At 58.7% G+C, this 24251-nt stretch carries 18 protein-coding genes; 14 read left to right on the top strand and 4 right to left on the bottom strand.

What is annotated here, in order from left to right; genetic code table 11:
• Together JO226_RS01020 and lplT are read left to right on the top strand one after the other, a co-directional pair.
• A partial coding sequence (locus JO226_RS01020) for an AMP-binding protein (RefSeq protein ID WP_293478285.1) occupies positions 1–990 on the top strand: 990 nt, incomplete at its 5' end.
• Entirely contained in the window at positions 990–2183 is a 1194-nt protein-coding gene (gene lplT / locus JO226_RS01015) for a lysophospholipid transporter LplT (RefSeq protein WP_293478283.1), read from the top strand. The genes JO226_RS01020 and lplT, both read left to right, overlap by 1 nt.
• Positions 2184–2224: 41 nt before the next feature.
• On the opposite strand, the gene JO226_RS01010 is transcribed toward lplT, so the two are convergent.
• The 4 genes from JO226_RS01010 to mutH form a co-directional block, all read right to left on the bottom strand.
• A complete protein-coding gene (locus JO226_RS01010; RefSeq protein ID WP_293478281.1) occupies positions 2225–3265 on the bottom strand; it encodes an NADP(H)-dependent aldo-keto reductase in 1041 nt (346 codons plus the stop codon).
• A 124-nt stretch (positions 3266–3389) separates the two neighbouring features.
• Entirely contained in the window at positions 3390–3608 is a 219-nt protein-coding gene (locus tag JO226_RS01005) for a YgdI/YgdR family lipoprotein (RefSeq protein ID WP_293478279.1), read from the bottom strand.
• 124 nt (positions 3609–3732) lie between these two features.
• Positions 3733–4446: a TerC family protein gene (locus JO226_RS01000; protein WP_293478277.1), complete on the bottom strand. Its 714-nt coding sequence runs from the start codon at positions 4444–4446 to the stop codon at positions 3733–3735.
• Positions 4447–4508: 62 nt separating this feature from the next.
• Positions 4509–5204, bottom strand: coding sequence for a DNA mismatch repair endonuclease MutH (gene mutH, locus JO226_RS00995; RefSeq protein WP_293478275.1), 696 nt, complete (start codon positions 5202–5204; stop codon positions 4509–4511).
• A gap of 682 nt (positions 5205–5886) precedes the next feature.
• On the opposite strand from mutH, the gene rppH reads away from it, so the two are divergent.
• The 12 genes from rppH (at position 5887) to recD (ending at position 24226) form a co-directional block, all read left to right on the top strand.
• On the top strand, positions 5887–6417 hold the full coding sequence (rppH, locus tag JO226_RS00990) for an RNA pyrophosphohydrolase (RefSeq protein WP_293478273.1): 531 nt from the start codon (positions 5887–5889) through the stop codon (positions 6415–6417).
• Between the two features lie 12 nt (positions 6418–6429).
• The gene (gene ptsP, locus JO226_RS00985; protein WP_293478271.1) at positions 6430–8676 is read left to right on the top strand and encodes a phosphoenolpyruvate--protein phosphotransferase; all 2247 of its coding nucleotides are present in this window, start codon (positions 6430–6432) and stop codon (positions 8674–8676) included.
• A 191-nt stretch (positions 8677–8867) separates the two neighbouring features.
• On the top strand, positions 8868–9743 hold the full coding sequence (gene lgt, locus JO226_RS00980) for a prolipoprotein diacylglyceryl transferase (protein WP_293478269.1): 876 nt from the start codon (positions 8868–8870) through the stop codon (positions 9741–9743).
• 6 nt (positions 9744–9749) lie between these two features.
• Positions 9750–10544, top strand: a complete 795-nt coding sequence (gene thyA / locus JO226_RS00975) for a thymidylate synthase (protein WP_293478267.1) — start codon at positions 9750–9752, stop codon at positions 10542–10544.
• 164 nt (positions 10545–10708) lie between these two features.
• Positions 10709–11176, top strand: coding sequence for a prepilin peptidase-dependent protein (locus JO226_RS00970; protein WP_293478265.1), 468 nt, complete (start codon positions 10709–10711; stop codon positions 11174–11176).
• Positions 11167–11724 (top strand): prepilin peptidase-dependent protein, encoded by a 558-nt coding sequence (locus JO226_RS00965; RefSeq protein WP_293478263.1) that lies wholly within the window; start codon positions 11167–11169, stop codon positions 11722–11724. The genes JO226_RS00970 and JO226_RS00965 overlap by 10 nt, the downstream gene beginning before the upstream one ends.
• On the top strand, positions 11721–12128 hold the full coding sequence (locus JO226_RS00960) for a DUF2509 family protein (protein WP_293478261.1): 408 nt from the start codon (positions 11721–11723) through the stop codon (positions 12126–12128). The genes JO226_RS00965 and JO226_RS00960 overlap by 4 nt, the downstream gene beginning before the upstream one ends.
• Positions 12113–12442, top strand: coding sequence for a prepilin-type N-terminal cleavage/methylation domain-containing protein (locus tag JO226_RS00955; protein ID WP_293478259.1), 330 nt, complete (start codon positions 12113–12115; stop codon positions 12440–12442). Before JO226_RS00960 ends, JO226_RS00955 begins: the two co-directional genes overlap by 16 nt.
• A 21-nt stretch (positions 12443–12463) precedes the next feature.
• Positions 12464–15832 (top strand): exodeoxyribonuclease V subunit gamma, encoded by a 3369-nt coding sequence (gene recC, locus JO226_RS00950; RefSeq protein WP_293478257.1) that lies wholly within the window; start codon positions 12464–12466, stop codon positions 15830–15832.
• 128 nt (positions 15833–15960) lie between these two features.
• Complete coding sequence (ptrA, locus tag JO226_RS00945) at positions 15961–18849, top strand: pitrilysin (protein ID WP_293478255.1); 2889 nt, start codon at positions 15961–15963, stop codon at positions 18847–18849.
• On the top strand, positions 18846–22388 hold the full coding sequence (gene recB, locus JO226_RS00940) for an exodeoxyribonuclease V subunit beta (protein WP_293478253.1): 3543 nt from the start codon (positions 18846–18848) through the stop codon (positions 22386–22388). The genes ptrA and recB overlap by 4 nt, the downstream gene beginning before the upstream one ends.
• Complete coding sequence (recD, locus tag JO226_RS00935) at positions 22388–24226, top strand: exodeoxyribonuclease V subunit alpha (protein ID WP_293478251.1); 1839 nt, start codon at positions 22388–22390, stop codon at positions 24224–24226. The genes recB and recD overlap by 1 nt, the downstream gene beginning before the upstream one ends.
• Positions 24227–24251 lie beyond the last annotated feature (25 nt).

The following is a 24251-nucleotide window of genomic DNA, read 5'->3' as shown; positions in this document are numbered from 1 at the left end:
AACATTCTCGCCAATGCCGCCCAGGCGGAAGCACGGATCGATTTCGGTTGCACCGACAAGGTGTTCAACGTCCTGCCGATGTTCCACTCGTTCGGCCTGACGGTCGGTTTCGTGCTGCCGCTGGTCAGCGGCGTGCGGATTTTCCTGTATCCTTCGCCGCTGCATTACCGGATCGTTCCGGAGATGGTCTATGGCGTGAACGCCACGATCATGTTCGGCACCGACACGTTCCTGGCCGGCTACGCCCGCAGCGCCCACGCCTACGATTTCCGCTCGCTGCGCTACCTTGTGGCCGGCGCCGAGCAGGTGAAGGAGGCGACTCGGCGCATCTACTTGGAGAAATTCGGCCTGCGCATCCTGGAAGGCTACGGCGTCACCGAGTGCGCGCCGGTGGTGTCTATCAACGTGCCGATGGCGGCGAAGCCGGGCACCGTCGGGCGGATCCTGCCGGGGATGGACGCGCGCCTGCTGGCGGTACCGGGCATCGGGCAGGGCGGTCGCCTGCAACTGAAGGGGCCGAACGTGATGAACGGTTACCTGCGCGTTGAGGCACCGGGGGTACTGGAGGCACCGACGGCGGAAAACGCGAACGGCGAGCTGGAAAGCGGCTGGTACGACACTGGGGATATCGTCACCTTTGATGAGCAGGGCTTTGTGCAGATCCAGGGTCGGGCGAAGCGTTTTGCCAAGATTGCCGGTGAAATGGTGTCGCTGGAGATGGTTGAACAACTGGCGCTGGCGATATCTGCGGAGAAGCTGCACGCGGCCGTGGCTAAACAGGATGCCAGTAAAGGCGAGGCGCTGGTGCTGTTTACCACCGATACTGAGATGACGCGCGAGAAGCTGCTGGCGCAGGCTCGCTCAACCGGCGTACCGGAGCTGGCGGTGCCGCGCGATATTCGCTTCCTCAAACAGCTGCCGGTGTTGGGGAGCGGGAAGCCGGATTTTGTCACCCTTAAAAGCGTGGTCGATTCAGATGGAACAACATAATGCGTGAGTCCGTTCAGGCTAACATCTCGCTGTGGTCGAAGGGGATGGCGGCGGTCATCTGCGCCCAGTTTTTGTCGGCGTTTGGCGATAACGCGCTGCTGTTTGCGACGCTTGCGCTAATGAAACAGCAGTTCTACCCGGACTGGAGCCAGCCGATTTTGCAGATGGTGTTTGTCGGCGCCTATATTCTGTTTGCGCCGTTTGTCGGGCAGTTTGCCGACAGCTTCCCGAAAGGGCGGGTGATGATGGTAGCCAACAGCCTGAAGCTTATCGGCGCGGCCTGCATTTGTGTTGGGGTGAACCCGTTTATCGGCTATACGCTGGTGGGCGTTGGGGCGGCGGCCTATTCACCGGCGAAGTACGGCATTCTGGGGGAACTGACTACCGGCGATAAGCTGGTGAAAGCCAACGGCCTGATGGAGTCCTCCACTATCGCCGCTATCCTGCTGGGCTCCGTGGCGGGCGGCATTCTTGCCGACTGGCACGTGCTGGCGGCGCTCGGCGTCTGCGCGCTGGTGTACGCGGGCGCGGTGGTGGCAAACCTGTTTATCACCCGCCTGCCAGCGGCGAGGCCGGGGCAGTCATGGCGGTATAACGCCATGACCCACAGCTTCTTTTTTGCCGCCAGGGCGCTCTGGAACAACCGCGAAACCCGTTTTTCGCTGGTGGGAACCAGCATGTTCTGGGGCGCGGGCGTCACGCTGCGTTTTCTGCTGGTGCTGTGGGTGCCGGTGGCGCTTGGCATCAGCGATAACGCCACCCCGACCTACCTGAATGCGATGGTGGCGGTTGGGATTGTGGTTGGCGCAGGGGCGGCGGCAAAACTGGTCACCCTGGAAACCGTCGCGCGCTGTATGCCTGCCGGTATTCTCATCGGTGTAACGGTGTCGGTGTTTTCGCTGCAGCAGGCGTTGCTGCCTGCCTATGTGCTGCTGCTGCTCATCGGTGTGTTCGGCGGTTTCTTCGTGGTGCCGCTGAATGCGTTGTTACAGGAGCGCGGCAAGCATACGGTGGGCGCAGGCAACGCCATTGCGGTACAAAACCTGGGTGAAAACAGCGCCATGCTTCTCATGCTCGGGCTGTATTCGCTGGCGGTCAAGGTCGGCGTGCCGGTGGTCGGCGTTGGGATAGGTTTTGGCGCGCTGTTCGCGCTGGCGATCGTCTCGCTGTGGGTCTGGGGGCGTCGCCATTAACCAAATGCCCGGCAGGCGGGGTCTGCCGGGCGTATTTCACATCAAGGAGCCGGGTAGGTATAAACCTGATGCACTGCTTCAATCTCCGCCAGCACCTCTTCACTAAGCTCAAGATGCAGACTTTCGACGTTGGTTTTCAACTGCTCCATCGTGGTGGCGCCTAACAGGGTGCTGGCCACGAAGGGCTGGCGACGAACAAACGCCAGCGCCATCTGCGCCGGATCGAGATGGTGTCGTCTGGCGATATCCACGTACGCCGCCACGGCTTTCTGCGACTGCTCGCTGCTGTAGCGGGTAAAGCGGCTGAACAGCGTATTCCGCGCGTTCGCCGGTTTCGCGCCATTCAGGTATTTGCCGGTCAGGGTACCGAACGCCAGGCAGGAGTAGGCCAGCAGCTCAACACCTTCGTACTGGCTGACTTCCGCAAGACCCACCTCAAAGCTGCGGTTAAGCAGGCTGTAGGGGTTCTGGATAGTCACAATGCGCGGCAGATCGTGCTTATCGGCCAGATGCAGGTAGCGCATAACGCCGAAGGCCGTTTCATTCGACACGCCGATATAGCGAATCTTCCCGGCGCGCTGGTACTCCGTCAGCGCCTCCAGTGTTTCCAGCAGGGTGATTACCGGCTGCGTGTCTGTCCACTGATAGCCGAGCTTACCGAAGCAGTTGGTCGGGCGCTGCGGCCAGTGTACCTGGTATAAATCGAGGTAGTCGGTCTGCAGGCGCTTAAGGCTGTCGTGCAGCGCTTCGCGAATGTTCTTGCGATCCAGCGCCTGTTTTGGGCGAATGCCGCTGTCGTTAGTGCGCGGAGGGCCGCTAATCTTTGAGGCGATAACCAGCTTTTCGCGGCTGCCGTGTCGGGCCAGCCAGTTGCCGACGTACGTTTCCGTCAGGCCCTGCGTTTCCGGGCGCGGCGGCACCGGGTACATCTCGGCAACGTCAATCAGGTTAATGCCGTTAGCGACGGCGTAATCGAGCTGTGCGTGGGCGTCGGCTTCGCTGTTTTGTTCACCAAACGTCATAGTGCCAAGCCCAAGGGTGCTGATTTCAAGTGAGCTGTGGGGGATACGGTGATAGTGCATAGCCGGCTTCCTTTTTATCAACAACGTCAGGGAGGTCCTGACAAAGGAATATAAACATGGCAGAAGGGAAGAAAAAGCGGAAGTAAAAAATGAGAAAAGGTCAGATGGGCTGACCTCTTTTCTTTTAGCGCTTAATGATTTGGGATACGTCGTCCCGGTTGATCTGCATCTTATTGCCTTGCTGATCTTCGTAGCTGATAAGACCGGTATCATCATCCACTTTCGGTTTTCCGTCCGTCAGGATCATACGACCGTCTTTCGTCGCCATTACATAATCGCTGCTACAGCCGGAAACAGTAAATGCCAAACCGACTGCGGAAATCAGTACTGCCCATTTTGTCATCGTCATCGTCCTCATCTGACCGCAACCTCTATAAGTCTAGTAATAACCTGATGTACAGTAACTAAAAAGCAGTAAAATCTTAAAAAGTATGAATTAGCCCGCAAATACGGGCTAAAACAAGAGATTAAAGCGGGTTCTTTTTGTTTCGCAGCAGGTTAAGGCTCTCCACGGCAATCGAAAAGAACATGGCGAAGTAGATGTATCCCTTCGGAATATGGATGCCGAAGCTTTCCAGCATCAGCGTAAAGCCGACCAGAATCAGAAACGCCAGCGCCAGCATCTTCACCGACGGATGACGATCGACAAAATCGCCGATAGGGCGGGCGGCGAACATCATCACGCCCACGGCAACGACCACGGCGGCCATCATAATGAACAGATGATCGGATAACCCGACGGCGGTGATCACCGAATCCAGGCTGAAGATAATATCCAGCAGCATGATCTGGACGATAGCGCCCATAAACGAGTGAACGTGGGTTTTGAGCCCCTCTTCTTCACCTTCAATCGACTCGTGGATCTCCTTACTGGCTTTCCAGATGAGGAACAGGCCCCCTGCCAGCAGGATGAGATCCCGCGCGGAGATCGCATGATCGAAGACGGTAAACAGCGGAGTGGTCAATCTGACGACCCAGGCGATAGACGCCAGCAGCGCCAGTCGCATCAGCATCGCGGCCATCAACCCCAGACGACGCGCGTGATTGCGCTGCGCAGTGGGGAGTTTGGCGACAACCAGAGAGAGGAAAATAATATTATCGATCCCGAGAACGATTTCCAGAATCGTTAGCGTGCCAAGCGCCAACCAGGCGTTGGGATCGGTTACCCATGCAAATAACATCGTGAAGTCCTGCCAAAAAATCAAAGGCGCCATTATATGCTTGCCTGGCAGTCACGACAAAACTAATACGTTTTTAAAAAGAAATGGCGCGCCAGCAGCGCGGCGGTGAAGTTCTTTTTCAGATAAAAACCGCGCGGCAGGGTGAGAATGGGCTCGCCGTGAACGCCGACGGCTTCCGTCAGCGCTTTGCTGTTGGCGGCTTTTGGCCGCAGTTGTAGCACTTCGCCATGGCGGGCGGTAACGCGTTCAACCTGGCCGAGGACGATGAGATCCATCAACTCCTCCCAGTCCATTCTCAGCTGTCGCTCTTCGTCTTCGTTCGGGCTCCAGAGTAGTGGGGCGCCGACATGCCGCTGCGCCAGCGGAATATCCCGGCTGCCTTCCACCGGTATCCACAATACCCGCTTGAGCTTATGGCGCACATGGCTGGTTTCCCATGATACGCCGGTATTGCCGGTCAGCGGCGCGACGCAGACAAACGTGGTCTCCAGCGGACGCCCCGCGCTGTCAACCGGAATGGTCTTTAGCTCAACGCCCAGGGCGGCGAAATCCTGCTCTGGTTTACTGCCTGCGCTGGCCCCGAGCCAAACCTCCAGCAGTACGCCAATCCAGCCTTTGTCGCGCTTTAAATCACGCGGAATGGGCAGGCCCGCCATCGCGGCCAGTTCGCCCAGGGTATGGCCCGCCAGTTGCTGGGCCTGGACCAAAAGCTGCGCTTCTGAATGGGGCGGATGAGCAAGTGGCGTCATGGGCGACATAGCAAAATACCTTTGGTGAAAAAATGAGCGGGCATTTATCCCGTTGTGGACAGAGTTTACCTCTTTCTGAATAATAAGGGCAATATGATGATTTTATAGTGTTTTTTTATTTTTCCTTGCAGCTTCGCTGAGCGATGAAATGGGTTTTTCAAAACTGGTCACTGACAATGAACAGGATCTTACACCCTGTTATCCACAGAAAAATGGGATAACTGTGAAAAAGGGCCACTACTGTTTCCATTTACAGCCTTGACGTGCGACGAAAATCCAATTTTCACACAAAAAGTGCCTAAGTTAGTGGCACAATCTGTGGATAAAAACGGCGTTGTTCGATCTTTCATCAGTCAGAGGATCGCTTATGTGATGATCATCACGTTATATGACAATTTGATGAAAGCAATGGGTACAATACCATGAATAACAACGTATTATTTTAGCCGTTGAAGGCTAAGCATTTTACGTGGCCCCAGGTTTTCCCGCGTTAATTCCGTACTTCTTCACAACTCTATCCACAGAAAAAGTGAATAAAATCGGCCATGGAGCCGATTCGCTGTTTATAACTTTGATGATTACTGTGAGTTATTCAAATGTTATCCGGCGATATCGCTGTAACAGAGTGGTTTACCGTTTCCGGCGAGTGTGAAACAATCATTCACATTGAAGATTATTTTGAGGTAGTCCGGTGATAGATGACGATGGCTACCGCCCAAACGTAGGTATTGTAATCTGCAACCGTCAGGGCCAGGTCATGTGGGCCAGACGCTATGGTCAGCACTCCTGGCAGTTTCCCCAGGGCGGGATCAACCCGGGTGAATCTGCTGAACAGGCGATGTATCGGGAACTGTTTGAAGAGGTCGGGTTAAGCCGTAAAGATGTGCGGATCCTTGCCTCGACCCGTAACTGGTTGCGTTATAAATTACCGAAACGTTTGGTGCGTTGGGACACGAAGCCGGTGTGTATCGGCCAAAAACAGAAGTGGTTTCTGTTGCAGTTGATGAGCAGCGATGCCGATATCAACATGCAAACCAGCAGTACACCGGAGTTCGATGGTTGGCGCTGGGTAAGTTACTGGTACCCGGTACGTCAGGTGGTGTCGTTTAAACGCGATGTCTACCGTCGGGTGATGAAAGAATTCGCAAGTGTCGTGATGTCGCTGACGGAGGTCCCTCCCAAGCCGCAAAGCGCGCCTGCCTGGCGACGTAAAAGAGGTTAAGCCACGCACATTATGCTCACCCGGTTGCGAGAAATTGTCGAGAAGGTCGCCAGCGCCCCGCGGGTTAACGAGGCGTTGGATATTCTGGTAACAGATATCTGCCAGGCGATGGAGACCGAGGTTTGCTCGGTCTATCTTGCCGATCACGACCGGCGCTGCTACTACCTCATGGCGACTCGCGGGTTGAAAAAGCCGCGAGGCCGCACGATTACGCTTGCGTTTGATGAAGGCATCGTTGGCCTGGTAGGGCGTCTTGCCGAGCCGATTAACCTGGCGGATGCGCAAAAGCACCCCAGTTTCAAATACATCCCGTCCGTTAAAGAAGAGAAATACCGCGCGTTTCTCGGCGTACCGATTATTCAGCGCCGCCAGCTGTTAGGCGTGTTGGTTGTCCAGCAACGCGAGCTTCGCCAGTATGATGAAAGCGAAGAGTCGTTCCTGGTGACCCTGGCGACGCAAATGGCGGCGATCCTCTCTCAGTCGCAGCTCACCGCGCTCTTCGGCCAGTATCGCCAGACCCGCATTCGCGCGCTGCCCGCCTCTTCAGGGGTGGCCATCGCGACGGGTTGGATGGACGCCACGCTGCCGCTGATGGAGCAGGTTTATCAGGCCTCCACGCTGGATACGGCGCTGGAACGCGAACGGCTGACCGGCGCGCTGGAAGAGGCGGCCAATGAGTTTCGTCGCTACAGCAAACGCTATGCCGCTGGCGCCCAGAAAGAGACGGCGGCGATATTCGACCTCTACTCGCACCTGTTGTCGGACGCCCGTCTGCGCAAAGAGCTGTTCGCTGAGGTGGACAACGGCTCGGTGGCGGAATGGGCCGTCAAAACGATCGTCGAAAAATTTGCCGCCCAGTTTGCGGCGCTCAGCGACGGATATCTGAAAGAGCGCGCGGGCGATTTGCGAACGCTCGGTCAGCGTTTGTTGTTTCACCTTGATGATGCGACTCAGGGGGCAAACACCTGGCCGGAGCGCTTTGTGCTGGTGGCGGATGAGCTCTCGGCAACGACGCTCGCCGAAGTGCCGCAGGACCGCCTGGTGGGCGTGGTGGTGCGCGACGGTGCGGCAAACTCCCACGCCGCTATTATGGTGCGGGCGCTGGGTATCCCGACGGTCATGGGCGCGGATATTCAGCCCTCGGTGCTGCATAATCGCATGCTGGTGGTGGACGGTTATCGCGGCGAGCTGCTCGTCGACCCTGAACCCGTTCTGTTGCAGGAATATCAGCGTCTCATCAGCGAGGAAAACGAGCTCAGCCGCATTGCGGAAGATGATGTTGACCGGCCCGCACAGCTAAAAAGCGGCGAGCGGGTGAAGGTGATGCTCAACGCGGGCCTGAGCCCGGAGCATGAAGAGAAACTCGGCAGCCGTATCGACGGTATCGGCCTCTACCGCACCGAAATCCCGTTTATGCTGCAAAGCGGCTTCCCGTCGGAAGAGGAACAGGTCGCGCAGTACCAGGGCATGCTGCAGATGTTCAACGACAAGCCGGTCACGCTGCGCACTCTTGATGTGGGCGCTGATAAGCAGTTGCCGTACATGCCGATAAGCGAAGAGAACCCGTGTCTCGGCTGGCGCGGTATCCGTATTACCCTCGATCAGCCGGAGATCTTTCTGATCCAGGTCAGGGCGATGCTGCGCGCCAACGCGGCGACCGGCAACCTCAGCATCCTGCTGCCGATGGTGACCAGCATTGAGGAGGTCGATGAAGCGCGGCGGCTTATCGAACGCGCCGGACGCGAAGTGGAGGAGATGATAGGTTACGCCATCCCGAAACCGCGGATTGGCATTATGCTCGAAGTGCCGTCGATGGTGTTCATGATGCCGCACCTGGCAAACCGCGTCGATTTTATCTCCGTCGGGACGAACGACCTGACGCAGTACATTCTGGCGGTCGATCGCAACAACACCCGCGTCGCCAGCATCTACGACAGCCTGCACCCGGCGATACTGCGCGCGCTGTCGATGATTGCGCTCGACGCCGAGCGCTACGGCATCGACCTGCGACTGTGCGGCGAAATGGCGGGCGACCCGATGTGCGTGACGCTGCTCATCGGGCTGGGTTTCCGCCACTTATCGATGAACGGTCGCTCCGTGGCGCGCGTGAAGTATCTGCTGCGCAATATCGAGTATGACGAGGCGAAAAACCTGGCGCAGCGCAGCCTGGAGTCCCAGTTGGCGGCCGAGGTGCGCCACCAGGTCGCCGCCTTTATGGAACGGCGTGGCCTTGGCGGCCTGATCCGCGGCGGACGCTAGCACGGAGTCGCGTCTCTCTTCCTTCCGGGGGAGAGGCGGCCGTCATGCTCAAAGGTATACATATCTTTTACATCTTCGCGGCATCACCCGTAGTGACCTTATGCTATCATTCGCTCCTTTGGAGCAGCTATCGGCTGCGCGTGTCTACCGCTGTCCACTTTCGGCGGAATAACAAGTATTTGTGGTGACAGATGAATAGTGGTTATCTGCGTTTCCCGGAGTTTGATCCGGTGATTTTTTCCATTGGACCGGTTTCTCTCCACTGGTACGGATTGATGTACCTGGTGGGTTTTGTTTTTGCCATGTGGCTCGCAACCCGCCGGGCGAATCGTCCTGGCAGTGGCTGGACAAAAAACGAAGTTGAAAACCTGCTCTATGCCGGGTTCCTCGGGGTGTTCCTCGGCGGGCGTATTGGCTATGTCCTGTTCTATAACTTCCCGGTTTTCCTGCAGGACCCGCTTTATCTGTTCCGCGTCTGGGACGGCGGTATGTCGTTCCACGGCGGGCTCATCGGCGTTATTGTGGTGATGATCGTCTTCGCCAGACGTACTAAGCGTACCTTCTTCCAGGTTTCCGACTTCATTGCGCCATTGATTCCGTTTGGTCTCGGGTGCGGTCGTCTGGGTAACTTTATCAACGGCGAACTGTGGGGGCGTGTTGACCCGGGCTTCCGTTTCTCCATGCTGTTCCCGGGCTCCCGTGCGGAGGATCTGGCACTGCTGCCGTCTCACCCACAATGGCAGTCTCTGTTCGATCAATACGGCGTTCTGCCGCGTCATGCGTCGCAGCTTTATGAGCTGGCGCTGGAAGGCGTGGTGCTGTTTATCATCCTCAACCTGTTTATCCGCAAACCGCGCCCAACCGGCTCCGTTTCCGGCCTGTTCCTGATTGGCTACGGCCTGTTTAGAATCATCGTCGAGTTCTTCCGCCAGCCGGATGCGCAGTTTACCGGCGAGTGGGTGCAGTACATCAGCATGGGGCAAATTTTGTCCATCCCGATGGTGCTGGCGGGTATCATTATGATGGTTTGGGCGTACCGTTGTCGCCCGCAACAACAGGTCTCCTGAGGACGTATGAAACAGTATCTTGAACTGATGCAGAGGGTGCTTGATGAAGGCACCCAGAAAAATGACCGTACCGGTACCGGTACGCTCTCGATTTTTGGTCACCAGATGCGCTTTAACCTGCAGGAGGGCTTCCCGCTGGTCACCACCAAGCGCTGCCACCTGCGCTCCATCATTCATGAACTGCTGTGGTTCCTGAAGGGCGATACCAACGTCGCGTATCTGCATGAAAACAACGTCACTATCTGGGACGAATGGGCTGACGAGCAGGGTAATCTGGGGCCGGTGTACGGCAAACAGTGGCGTGCCTGGCCGACGCCGGACGGGCGTCATATCGACCAGATCACCACGGTCATGAACCAACTGAAAAACGACCCGGATTCCCGCCGCATCATCGTTTCGGCGTGGAACGTGGGCGAGCTGGATAAAATGGCGCTGGCGCCGTGCCATGCCTTTTTCCAGTTCTACGTGGCGGACGGTAAACTTTCCTGCCAGCTGTACCAGCGCTCCTGCGACGTCTTCCTCGGTCTGCCGTTCAACATCGCCAGCTACGCGCTGCTGGTGCATATGATGGCGCAGCAGTGCAATCTTGAGGTGGGCGATTTTGTCTGGACCGGCGGCGATACCCACCTGTACAGCAATCATATGGAGCAAACCCACCTTCAACTGAGCCGTGAACCTCGCGCGCTGCCGAAGCTGGTTATCAAACGTAAGCCAGAGTCTATTTTCGATTACCGTTTCGACGATTTCGAGATTGAAGGCTACGACCCGCACCCGGGGATTAAAGCGCCTGTGGCGATTTAATCCTGGCGATGTAAACCGGCCCACCGTGGCCGGTTTTCTTTTTCTGAAGCCCGCTTCCTGAACACCTGCAACTGCCTGCAATAACCTCTTTCTTTTCTGAACGGCGCTCGTAAGACCAAAAAGCGTCTCTCGCCCGGCGTCGCGCAGGCGCAGATACTCTCGCCATGAATAAAGAACAGGGGTACACCCTCACTGAAACGCTGCTGGCGGTAGCGTTGATGGTGATTCTCGGCGCGACGGGGAGCTACGGCTGGCAGGCGTGGCAGCAGCAACAGCGGCTGCTGCAAAGCGTCTATCAGGTGCGCGATTTTCTGCTGTGGCTGCGCGCCGATGCCAACACTTATCGGCGAAGCCGGACGCTGCGGCTACAGCAACAGGCGAATACCTGGTGCCTGGTGGCAACGTCACAAGACGTGGAGGGCTGCCCGTCAGATACCTTTGTACTGCGCCCGTGGTGGCCGGAGGTCGCCGTGGTGGAAATGACCCCGACGCTCGGGTTTTATGGTCTGCGAAATACAGCCTGGCCCGGCCATATCCTGCTGCAAAGCCCGGCCGGAAGCTGGACCGTGATTGTCTCCGGTTGGGGGCGCGTACGTGTATGTGAAATAGCAGGAGACAATACATGTCCGTAGGCGAACAGGGTTTTTCATTACTGGAGGTACTGATTGCGATGGCTATAAGCAGTGTGCTGCTGATGGGGGCGTGTCGTTTTTTGCCCGCGCTGCAGATGGCGATCGCCAGGCAGACTCAGCGGCAGGCGCTGGAGGAAGAGCTCTGGCAGCGCCTGCAGGCGGTATCAGGCCAACTGCAGCGCGCGGGCTACTGCCGGGGAACGTGTCAGGGAGAAGCGTTGCATCTGGAAACGCAGTGCGTGCTGATCCGCTGGGATGCCAATGCGAACGGCATGTGGGAGGAAACCCCGGCATCAATGGCGGAGGTGACCGGTTTTCGGCTGCAAAACGGCGTGCTGGAAACGCTGCGCGGCGCGCTAAGTTGCAGCGGCAAAGGCTGGGAAAAGATGACCGATCCGCAAACCATCACCGTCGATGCGTTTAGCGTAGAGCGGCATAATGTTTCGGGTTATCCGCCCGTGCTTTCCGTCATGCTCGCCGCCAGGCCTGCGGCGCGGGGCGATATGAGGGCAGAAGCGCGCTATCACGTGACAGGGCATAATCTGTGAATCGCCAGCGCGGCGTCTCATCATTGCTGATGGTTCTGCTGCTGCTGGCATTGGGCAGCCTGACGCTGCAGGGGCTCAGCCACCAGCATCAGGCGCAACTCTCCCTTGCCGGGCTTGAAGTAAAGGCGCTGCGCGATGGCGCAAGTGCGGACTCCCTGCTGGAATGGGGACGAATGCAGACGTGGGACGGTCTGGCGCCGGAGCAGTGTCGCCAGGCCGCCGCGTTACCCGGGCGGCTGTGCCTGCGCCTTTTTAGCGATGATGCCGCGCTGTTGATGGCCGGGAGCGGCGAGCAGTTACGCTGGTGGTCGGGAAACGTGCAAAATGGCAGGGTACATTTCGACGCTCATGGCTGGAGCGACTTTTGCCCCCGGCGCGAGGAGGCACAGTGTCAGCTTCCCTGAAGCACGAACAAGGCTTCAGCCTGCCGGAGGTGTTACTGAGCCTCATGCTGCTGGTCATGGTGGTGAGCGCGCTGGCAGGCTACCAGAAAAACCTCGCTGTCGGCGCGGCTGAATTGCAGCAGTACCGGCAACTGTGGCGCTATGCCAGCGAACAAACATTGCCGCAGGTTGACGCGTTGCCAGCAGGCTGGAGGCAAACCCGTATGCAGACAAGCCGGCAAAGTTGTGTCAGCATCACGGTGACCATCGCCACGCCCACCGGCAGGCAGGGGCAAATGTCACGGCTGCATTGCCCGAGAATTCACGAAGATTAACGCGTCGCCTCAGGAGCCACTATGTTACGGGTCTACCACTCCAACCGTCTGGATGTGCTGGAAGCATTGATGGAGTTCATTGTTGAGCAGAAGAGGCTCGACGACCCTTTTGAACCTGAGATGGTGCTGGTGCAAAGCACCGGTATGGCGCAATGGCTGCAGATGACGCTGTCAAAGCGATTCGGTATTGCCGCCAATATCGCATTCCCGCTACCGGCGAGCTTTATCTGGGACATGTTTGTCCGCGTGCTGCCGGACATCCCAAAAGAGAGTGCCTTTAACAAACAGAGCATGAGCTGGAAGCTGATGACCCTGCTGCCATTGATGCTTGAAGACGAAGCCTTTGCCCCGTTGCGCCACTATCTGCACGACGACAGCGACAAGCGCAAGCTGTTTCAGATGGCCTCTCGCGTAGCCGATCTCTACGACCAGTACCTGGTTTACCGCCCCGAGTGGCTCACCCGCTGGGAAAACGATGAGCGTATTGACGGGCTGGATGCGGCTCAGGCGTGGCAGGCGCCGTTGTGGAAGGCGCTGGTTGAACAGACCGCAGCGCTGGGGCAGCCGCTATGGCACCGCGCCAATCTCTATCAACGCTTTATCGCCGCGCTGGAAAACAGCGAACAGCCGCCAGCCGGGCTGCCGCCGCGGGTATTTATCTGCGGGATTTCCGCGCTGCCGCCGGTCTACCTTCAGGCGCTGCAGGCGCTGGGTAAACATATCGATGTCTTTGTGTTATTTACCAACCCTTGCCGTTATTACTGGGGGGATATTAAAGATCCTGCCTTCCTGGCGAAGTTGCAGGCGCGTCAGCGCCGCCATCATCGCGATGATCGCGAACTGCCGCTGTTTCGCGATAGCGCCCGCGCGCCGGGTCTTTTCAACGAGGACGGCGAGCAGGATGTCGGCAACCCGATGCTGGCCTCCTGGGGCAAGCTGGGGCGAGACTATCTCTATTTGCTGGCCGGGCTGGAACGCTATGAGGAACTGGATGCATTTGTGGATATCGAACCTGATAACCTGCTGCACAACCTCCAGTACGATATCCTGGAGCTGCAAAACAGCGCCATCGCCGGGCGCACCGCGGAAGAGTTCGCCCGTAGCGACACAAAGCGCGAGCTCGATCCGAACGATCGCAGTCTGACGGTACACCTGTGCCACAGCCCGCAGCGGGAGGTGGAGGTACTGCACGACAGGCTGCTCGCCATGCTGGATGACGACCCTACGCTGATGCCGCGCGATATCATCGTGATGGTGGCGGACATCGACAGCTACAGCCCCTTTATCCAGGCCGTTTTCGGCAGCACGTCGGGCGATCGCTACCTGCCGTGGGCCATCTCTGACCGACGGGCGCGGAAGTCTCATCCGGCGCTGCAGGCGTTCATTACGCTGCTGTCGTTACCCGATAGCCGCTTTACCAGCGAGGATGTGCTGGCGCTGCTGGATGTCCCTGTGCTGGCGGCGCGCTTTGGCATTGACGAAGACGGCCTGCGCTATCTGCGCCAGTGGGTGAATGAATCCGGCATTCGTTGGGGCATGGACGATGACAACGTCCGTGAGTGGGATCTCCCTGCGACGGGGCAGCATACCTGGCGTTTTGGCCTGACGCGCATGCTGCTGGGTTACGCGATGGAAAGCCAGCAGGGCGAGTGGCGATCGGTGCTGCCCTACGACGAATCCAGCGGCCTGATTGCCGAGCTTGTCGGGCATCTGGCGTCGCTTTTAATGCAGCTTAACCGCTGGCGCCACGCGCTGACTCAGGAGCGGACGCTGGCGCAATGGCTGCCGCTGTGCCGCGAAATGCTTAACGATTTCTTCCTGCCAGACCCGGACACCGAAGCCGCGTTGGCGCTTATCGAGCAGCAGTGGCAGGCGATTATCGAGCAGGGCGTTGAGGCGCACTACCACGATGCGGTCCCGCTCTCCTTACTGCGCGACGAGCTGGGGCAGCGCCTTGACCAGGAGCGGATCAGCCAGCGCTTTCTCGCCGGGCCGGTCAATATTTGTACCCTGATGCCGATGCGTTCAATCCCGTTTAAGGTGGTCTGCCTGCTCGGCATGAATGACGGCGTTTATCCGCGGGCTCTGTCGCCGTTGGGCTTTGATCTTATGAGTCAGAAGCCTGTGCGCGGCGATCGCAGCCGCCGGGATGACGACCGCTACCTGTTCCTTGAAGCGCTGATGTCCGCAGAGCAGAAGCTCTATATCAGCTATATTGGGCGCTCGATTCAGGACAACAGCGAACGCTACCCGTCGGTACTGGTGCAGGAACTGGTGGATTATATCGGCCAGAGCCACCGCCTGCGCGGCGATGAGTCACTGAACTGTGATGACAGCGAACGGCGAGTGAAAGCGCATATCACGCACCAGCACACTCGCATGCCGTTCGATGCCGCTAACTTCCGTCGCGGGGAGGTGCAAAGCTTTGCCCACGAGTGGCTGGCTGCGGCAAGTCAGCAAGGGGAAGCTCACGCCGCATTCATTCAGCCTCTGGCGGAGCAGCCGCTGGAAGCGCTGCCGTTGGAGCAGTTGCAGCGGTTCTGGCAGCATCCGGTACGCGCCTTCTTCCAGATGCGCCTGCGGGTGAACTTCCGTCTCGAAGAGAGCGAAATTCCCGATATGGAGCCGTTCGTGCTGGAAGGGCTAACTCGCTACCAGCTCAACCAGCAATTGGTGAATACCCTGGTGGAGCAGCGCGATGCCGACGTGATGCATCGCCGCTTCCGGGCGGCGGGCGAGCTGCCCTACGGCGCCTTTGGCGATATCTCCTGGGATGAACAGTGCCAGGAGATGCAGGCGCTGGCGGACCGTGTTGTCTCGCTACGCCAGCCTGCCCAGAGTATGGAAATTGATTTGCAATGTGACGGCGTCAACATTACCGGCTGGTTGTCACAGGTACAGTCGGATGGTTTGCTGCGCTGGCGGCCGTCGCTCATCAGCATGTCGCAGGGCATGCAGCTGTGGCTTGAGCATCTGGTCTATTGCGCCAGCGGCGGGGACGGCGAAAGCCGGCTGCTGCTGCGCAAAGATGAAGCATGGCGGTTTCCGCCGCTGTCTGCCGACGAGGCGATGCAGTCTCTGTCGCAGCTGGTCGCAGGTTATCGACAGGGAATGACGCAGCCGCTGTTATTCATGCCTGAAAGCGGCGGCGCATGGCTAAAAGCCTGTTACGATGCCGAAAATGATGTCGTGCTAAAGGATGACGCGACATTGCAAAAGGCGCGCAGTAAATTCATGCAGGCCTATGAGGGCAACATGATGAAACGCGGCGAAGGGGCCGATATCTGGTATCAGCGCCTGTGGCGCACCCTGGAACCCGCGACGTATGAAGCGATTACCGAGCAGACGGAAAAGTACCTGCTGCCGGTGTTTCGTTTCCATCAGCCATAATGGTTGTATAAAAATTGCGCAAATGAAGGGATTCCATTATGATGCGCAACTTGTCACGGACTGATGTGTCAAAAGCGGTACTGCCTGGCGCAGAACGCAGAGAAGTTTGTTAATGATGAGGTCCGTGAATGCCCCGCAGCACCTGGTTAAATCTTGTTTTCGTAGCGATCTTTGCCCTTTGGGCACCTTTAAGTCAGGCAGAGGATGGATGGAAACCGGTTCAGGAAACCATCCGTAAAAGCGAGAAAGATCCGCGTCAGTATCAGGCTATTACGCTTGATAACGGCATGGTGGTATTGCTTGTGTCCGATGCTCAGGCCGTAAAATCCCTGTCGGCGCTGGTCGTACCGGTGGGGTCGCTGGAGGATCCTGACGTCCACCCTGGCCTTGCGCACTATCTTGAGCATATGACCCTGATGGGCTCAAAGAAGTACCCGCAGCCTGACAGCCTGGCCGAATACCTGAAGATGCACGGCGGCAGCCATAATGCCAGCACGGCGCCTTACCGTACGGCGTTTTATCTGGAAGTGGAAAATGATGCGCTGGAAGGGGCGGTAGACCGTCTTGCCGATGCGATAGCCGAGCCGCTGCTGGATAAAAAATATGCCGATCGCGAACGCAACGCCGTAAATGCCGAGCTGACGATGGCCCGCAGCCGTGACGGTATGCGTATGGCGCAGGTGAGCGCGGAAACCATTAACCCTGCGCACCCGGCGTCCCGCTTCTCCGGGGGCAACCTGGACACGCTGAGCGACAAACCCGGCAGCCCGGTGTTGGATTCCCTGCTCGCCTTCCGCGATAAGTACTATTCCGCCAACCTGATGAAAGCGGTTATCTACAGCAATAAACCGCTGCCTGAGTTGGCGCAAATTGCGGTACGCACCTGGGGGCGGGTACCGGACAAGAATATCGCCCGTCCGCAGATAGACGTACCGGTCGTGACCGATGCACAGAAAGGCATCCTCATCCACTATGTGCCCGCTTTGCCGCGCAAGGTGGTACGCGTCGAGTTTCGCATTGATAACAACACCGCGCAGTTTCGCAGCAAAACCGATGAGCTGGTGACCTATATGATTGGCAACCGCAGCCCGGGTACGCTCTCTGACTGGCTGCAAAAGCAGGGGCTGGCGGAAGGTATTCGCGCCGACTCCGATCCGGTGGTCAACGGCAACAGCGGTGTGCTGGCCATCTCAGCAACCCTGACCGATAAAGGTCTGGCGAACCGTGACCAGGTGGTTGCGGCGATTTTCAGCTACCTTAACCTGCTGCGCGAAAAGGGTATCGATAAGCGTTATTTCGATGAGTTGGCGCACGTGCTGGATCTTGATTTCCGCTATCCGTCCATTAATCGCGATATGGACTATGTCGAATGGCTGGCGGATACCATGATTCGCGTGCCGGTGGAGCACACCCTTGATGCGGTGAATATTGCCGACCAGTATGACGCGCAGGCGGTGAAAGCACGTCTGGCGATGATGACGCCGCAAAACGCCCGTATCTGGTACATCAGCCCGAAAGAGCCGCATAACAAGACGGCTTATTTTGTCGAGGCGCCGTATCAGGTCGATAAAATAAGCGAGCAGACCTTTGCCGACTGGCAGCAGAAGGCCAGTGCGATTGCGCTGCAACTGCCGACGCTGAACCCCTATATCCCGGATGATTTCACGCTGATTAAAGCGGATAAGGTGCCTGACCGTCCTGAGCTTATTGTCGATGAGCCACAACTGCGCGTGGTGTATACCCCCAGCCGCTATTTCGCCAGCGAGCCGAAAGCCGACGTCACGATGGTGCTGCGCAATCCTCATGCCATGGACAGCGCGCGCAATCAGGTGCTGTTTGCGCTTAATGATTACCTGGCCGGGATTGCGCTCGACCAGCTCAGCAATCAGGCGGCAGTGGGCGGCATCAGCTTCTCCACCGGGGCGAATAACGGCCTGATGGTGAACGCCAGCGGTTATACCCAGCGTCTGCCGCAGCTGTTCGACGCGCTGTTGCAAGGGTACTTCAGCTATCAGCCGACGGACGAGCAACTGGCGCAGGCGAAGTCCTGGTATACCCAGATGCTGGACTCCGCCGATAAAGGCAAAGCGTTCGATCAGGCGATCATGCCGGTACAGATGTTGTCGCAGGTGCCCTATTTTCAACGCGAGGAGCGCCGGGCGATTCTGCCGTCCATTACCCTCAATGATGTGCTTGCGTGGCGGGATACGCTGAAAGCGGGGGCGCGGCCGGAGTTTCTGGTGGTGGGGAATATGACCGCCGAACAGTCGACCTCGCTGGCGCGACAGGTGCAAAAACAGCTCGGCGCCAATGGTACGCAGTGGTGTCGCAATCAGAGCGTGGTGGTGGATAAAAAGCAGTCCGTCATCTTTGAGAAGGCAGGTAACACCAGCGATTCCGCGCTGGCCGCCGTATTCGCGCCGCCGAACGTGGACGAATACAGCAGTCTGGCCGCCAGCAGCCTGCTGGGGCAGATTGTTCAGCCGTGGTTCTATACTCAGTTACGTACGGAGGAGCAGCTTGGCTACGCGGTATTTGCCTTCCCGATGAGCGTGGGACGCCAGTGGGGAATGGGTTTCTTGCTGCAAAGCAGCAATAAGCAGCCGGGTTACCTTTGGGAGCGCTTTAAAGCCTTCTTCCCGACGGCCGAAGCAAAGCTGCGGGCGATGAAGCCGGAGGAGTTCGCGCAGATCCAGCAGGCGGTCATTACGCAAATGTTGCAGCCGCCGCAAACGCTCAGTGAAGAGGCCTCGCAGTTAAGCAAAGATTTCGATCGCGGTAATATGCGCTTTGATTCACGTGATAAAGTAGTGGCTCAGATTAAACTGCTGACGCCGCAAAAGCTTGCCGATTTCTTCCATCAGACGGTGGTGGAGCCGCAGGGCATGGCGATCCTCTCTCAGGTCTCCGGTAGCCAGAACGGGAAAACAGAGTATGTTCACCCGCAGGGCTGGAAGGTCTGGGAAAGCGTCAGCGCGTTGCAGCAATCCATGCCGCTGATGAGAGAGAACGAATGACCGAAACCGCCGAGACCTTAAATCCCCTGCGCTTGCCGCTAACCGGCGAGCGCCTGATTGAAGCCTCTGCGGGCACCGGAAAAACCTATACCATCGCCGCACTCTACCTGCGGCTGTTGCTGGGCCTGGGCGGCGATGCCGCCTTTCCCCGCCAGGTCAATGTCGAAGAGCTGCTGGTGGTGACCTTTACCGAAGCGGCGACCGAAGAGCTGCGCGGGCGTATTCGCAGCAATATTCATGAACTGCGGATAGCCTGCCTTCGCGACAGCACCGACAACCCGCTTTACGCCAGCCTGCTGGCGGAAATCCCCGATAAACAGCAGGCGGCGCAAACGTTGCTGCTGGCCGAACGGCTGATGGATGAAGCCGCCGTTTTTACCATCCATGGTTTTTGTCAGCGCATGCTGAGCCTTAACGCCTTTGAATCCGGTATGCTTTTTGAACAGCAACTGATTGAGGATGAATCCCGACTGCGCTTTCAGGCCTGCGCCGATTTCTGGCGTCGGCATTGCTATCCGCTGCCGCGCGATATTGCGCAGATTATTCACGCTAACTGGAAGGGACCGCAGGCGCTGCTCAGCGCTATCGATCGCTATTTGCAGGGCGAGGCTCCACAGCTTAAAACCCCTATGGCGCAGGAGACGCTGGCGTCTCGACATCAGCAGAATATGGCGCAGATTGCGGCGTTCAAACAGCAGTGGCAGGCGAGCGTCGATGACATTGTCGCCATCCTTGAAAATTCGGACATCGACCGGCGTAAGTTCAATCGCGGCAACCAGGGTAAATGGGTTGAAAAAATCAGCGAGTGGGCCGGTGATGAAAATACCGGTTATCAGTTGCCGGAGGCGCTGGAGAAGTTTTCGCAGTCGTTTTTGTATGAGCGAACCAAAGCGGGCGGCATAGCGCCCGTCCATCCACTGTTTGACGCCGTTGAGGCGCTGCTGGCGGCGCCGCCGTCGCTTAACGACCTGGTCATTTCTCAGGCGATGGTCGAAATTCGCGATGCGGTGGCGCGCGAGAAACAGCGTCGCGGCGAGCTTGGCTTTGACGATATGCTCAGCCGTCTGGATAAGGCGTTGCAGGGCGAAAATGGCGACGCGCTAGCCAGCGCCATCCGCAGCCGTTTTCCTGTGGCGATGATCGACGAATTCCAGGACACCGATCCGCAGCAGTATCGTATTTTCCACCGCATCTGGCGCCAGCAGTCGGAGACGGCGCTGCTGTTGATTGGCGATCCGAAGCAGGCCATTTACGCCTTTCGCGGCGCCGATATTTTCACCTACATGCGCGCCAGGGGCGACGTTGCCGCTCACTACACGCTGGACACCAACTGGCGTTCGGCGCCGGGCGTGGTACAGAGCGTCAATACGTTGTTCGGTCTGTCCGAAAACCCGTTTATGTTCCGTGAAATTCCGTTTTTGCCGGTCAACGCGGCCGCCAAAAACCATGATTTACGCTTTGAGTTACAGGGTGAAACCCAGCCCGCGATGAGCCTGTGGTTGATGCCGGGCAACAGCGTCGGCGTGGGCGATTATCAGCACTTTATGGCGCAGTTGTGCGCCGGGCAGATTCGCGACTGGCTCAGCGCCGGGCAGCGCAACGAGGCGCTGCTGTGGCGGGGGAACACCTCGCGGCCGGTGCAGGCGTCGGATATTACCGTGCTGGTACGAAACCGTCTTGAGGCTTCGCTGGTGCGCGATGCGCTCAACGCGCTGGCGATCCCGTCGGTCTACCTGTCTAACCGCGACAGCGTGTTTGAAACGCCGGAAGCGCAGGAGTTGCTGTGGGTGCTGCAGGCGGTGCTGGCGCCGGAGCGGGAGAGCCTGCTTCGCAGTGCGCTGGCGACCGCCATGTTCGGTCTCACCGCCCGGGATCTCGACGCGCTCAACAGTGACGAACCGGCCTGGGATGCCGTTGTTGAGGAGTTTGCCGGTTATCGCCAGCTTTGGCAGCAGCGAGGCGTAATGGCAATGCTACGCGCGCTGATGAGCGCCAGCCACATTGCTGAAAATCTGCTGGCGACCCAGGGCGGCGAGCGCCGCCTGACCGATATTCTGCACTTAAGCGAACTGCTACAGGAGGCGGCGGGGCAGCTTGAAAGTGAACATGCCCTCGTGCGCTGGCTGGTACAGCAAATCGCCGGACCGGATGATGGCGCTTCCAGCCAGCAGATGCGTCTGGAAAGCGATAAGCACCTGGTGCAAATTGTCACTATCCACAAATCCAAAGGCCTTGAGTATTCGCTGGTCTGGCTACCGTTTATTGCCCATTACCGCAAACAGGAACAGGCGTTCTACCACGACAGGGACTCTTTTGCCGCCGTGCTCGATCTGCACAACGGTAAGGAGAGCCTTGAACTCGCGGAAGCTGAGCGTCTGGCGGAGGATCTTCGCCTGCTCTATGTGGCGCTGACCCGCGCAATCTGGCACTGCAGCTTAGGGGTAGCGCCGCTCAGTTCCCGACGCAGCGATAAAGCCGCAGAGACCGATCTGCACCAGAGCGCGTTGGGCAGGCTGGTACAAAACGGCGAACCGAAAGACGCGGCCGGGCTGGAGCAGTGTCTGCGCGCGCTGTGCAACGAGCATATCGCCCTGCATATCCCGGAATTGCCGGAAGGTGAGCGCTGGCAGGCGCTGGCGGACGCGCTGCCGGAACTGCAGGCGCGCGATATGCAACGACGCATCGTCGACGATTGGCGGGTGACCAGCTATTCCGGCCTGCAGCAGCGAGGCCATAGCGTGGCGCAGGATCTGCTGCCGCGGCTGGATGTTGACGCCGCAGGCGTAGGGGAAGTCGCAGAGGAACCCGTGCTGACGCCGCATCAGTTCCCGCGCGGCGCTTCTCCGGGCACCTTTCTGCACAGCCTGTTTGAAACGCTGGACTTTACTCTGCCGATTGCCGCTGACAAGGTGCAGGAAGCGCTTGTGGGTAACGGCTTCGACGGACAGTGGACGCCGGTGCTGACGCAGTGGTTAAACGGTATCCTGCGCACGCCGCTTACTGACGCAGGCGTCTCGCTGAGCCAACTGACGAACAAAGACAAGCAGGTGGAGATGGAATTTTATCTGCCCATTGAATCGCGGCTGGAGCCGCAGCAGTTGGATGCGCTGATCCGCCGCCATGATTCGCTGTCCGCAGGCTGCCCACCGCTGGATTTCCGCCGGGTCAGCGGCATGCTGAAGGGCTTTATCGACCTGGTATTCCGCCATGACGGACGTTACTACCTGCTGGATTACAAATCCAACTGGCTGGGTGAGAGCCATGAGGCCTACACTCGCCAGGCGATGGAGCAGGCGATGCAGTCGCACCGCTACGATTTACAGTATCAGCTCTATAGCCTTGCGCTTCACCGCTATCTGCGACACCGCCTGGCGGACTATGACTATGAACGTCATTTCGGTGGCGTCATCTACCTGTTCCTGCGGGGGATGGACGGCAGTGATAGCGGGCAGGGCATTTTTACCACCCGTCCTTCGCAGGCGCTGGTCGACGGTCTCGACGCGCTGTTTGCCGGACAGACACAGGAGGAGGTGGCGTGATGGCGCTGGAAACTCTGCTGATGGAGGCGCAACAGCTTAAGCTACTGCGCCCGCTCGACGTCCAGTTTGCGTTGACAATCGCGCAAAACGACAGCCCGGCGGTGATGCTGGCCGCCGCGCTGCTCAGCCATGACGCCGGGGAAGGGCACGTGTGCCTGCCGTTGTCGCGCCTGCACCCCGAGGCCTGGGGTAACGCGAAATCGCAGGCGTTCTGGCCACAACTGTTTGCGCTGGCTGGAAATGAAGACGAGCGGCGACGCCAGCTACAGGCGTCGCCTGCGATAAGCAATGGCGACACGCCAGCCCCGATGGTGCTCAACGATGATCGCCTGTATCTCAACCGTATGTGGCATAACGAACAGGCGATCGCCCGCTTTTTCAATCAGTCCCAGCCGCTGCCGCTGGCGGATGAGGCGACAATTGCACAGGTGCTGGCGGAACTGTTTCCGGCAAGCCAGGACGTGGACTGGCAAAAAGTGGCGGCGGCGGTGGCGCTGACCCGGCGCATTTCGGTGATTTCCGGCGGCCCGGGAACGGGCAAGACCACCACCGTCGCCAGGCTGCTGGCGGCGCTGATTCGTCTTTCCGGCGATCGTCGATGCCGTATCCGCCTTGCCGCGCCAACCGGAAAAGCGGCGGCGCGTCTGACCGAGTCGCTCGGCGCGGCGCTACGCAAACTGCCGCTCAACGAACAGCAAAAAGCGCTGTTGCCGACGGAGGCAGGCACGCTGCACCGTCTGCTTGGTGCCCAGCCCGGCAGCCAGCGTATGCGCTATCACGCCGGTAACCCGCTGCACCTCGATGTGCTGGTGGTCGATGAAGCCTCGATGATTGACCTGCCGATGATGGCGCGGCTGATTGACGCGCTGCCGTCTCATGCTCGGGTTATTTTTCTCGGCGATCGCGATCAACTGGCCTCCGTCGAAGCCGGCGCGGTGCTGGGCGACGTCTGCGCCTGGGTGAGCGACGGCTATACCCGGGAACGCGCTCTGGAGCTCAGCCGTCTGACCGGAACGCCCGTGCCCGTCGGGGACGGCGAGCAGGCTGGCCTGCTTCGCGACAGCCTGTGCCTGTTGCAAAAAAGCTACCGCTTTGACGAAAGCTCCGGTATTGGCCAACTGGCGAAAGCGGTGAATAGCGGCAAGGTCGCGGCGATGCGCGCCGCGTTTCGTCACGGGTTTGCCGATATCTCCCTTAACGACCTGCACACAGCGCAGGCGTATGAGGCGATGCTTGAAGACGCGCTGGCAGGTTATGACGACTACCTGCAGCTGCTGAAAGCGAAGGCGGAGCCGGAGGCGATTCTGGCGGCGTTTGGTCGCTACCAGTTGCTGTGCGCCCTGCGTGAAGGGCCTTATGGCGTGAGCGGCCTCAATACCCAGTTTGAGCAACTGCTGGCGCGAAAACGGCATATCACCATGCTTCGGTACTCGCCGTGGTATGAGGGGCGGCCGGTGATGATCGCCCGCAACGACAGCGCGCTGGGATTATTCAATGGCGATATTGGCGTGGCGCTCGAGCGCGGTAACGGGCTGCGGGTATGGTTCCCGATGCCGGACGGCAGCATCAAGTCCGTTCAGCCGAGCCGCCTGCCGGAACATGACACCGCGTGGTCGATGACGGTGCATAAGTCCCAGGGCTCTGAATTTGAACATGCGGCGCTGATACTGCCTGCGCAGCCAACGCCGTTGGTGACGCGCGAGCTGGTATACACCGCCATCACCCGTGCAAAAGCGCGGTTGTCGATGTACGCCGATGAACAACTGCTGGCGCAGGCTATCACCGTACGTACCGAGCGCCGCAGCGGGCTGGCGGCGCTGTTTGGCCGCATGGGATGAGGATTCCCCTCGCAGCAGCCGAGGG

The organism is Pluralibacter sp. (assembly GCF_019237635.1).
Classification (GTDB): domain Bacteria; phylum Pseudomonadota; class Gammaproteobacteria; order Enterobacterales; family Enterobacteriaceae; genus Enterobacter_B.
The sequence above is the reverse complement of the archived record's forward strand: the minus strand, read 5'-3'. Positions and strand labels throughout refer to the sequence as shown.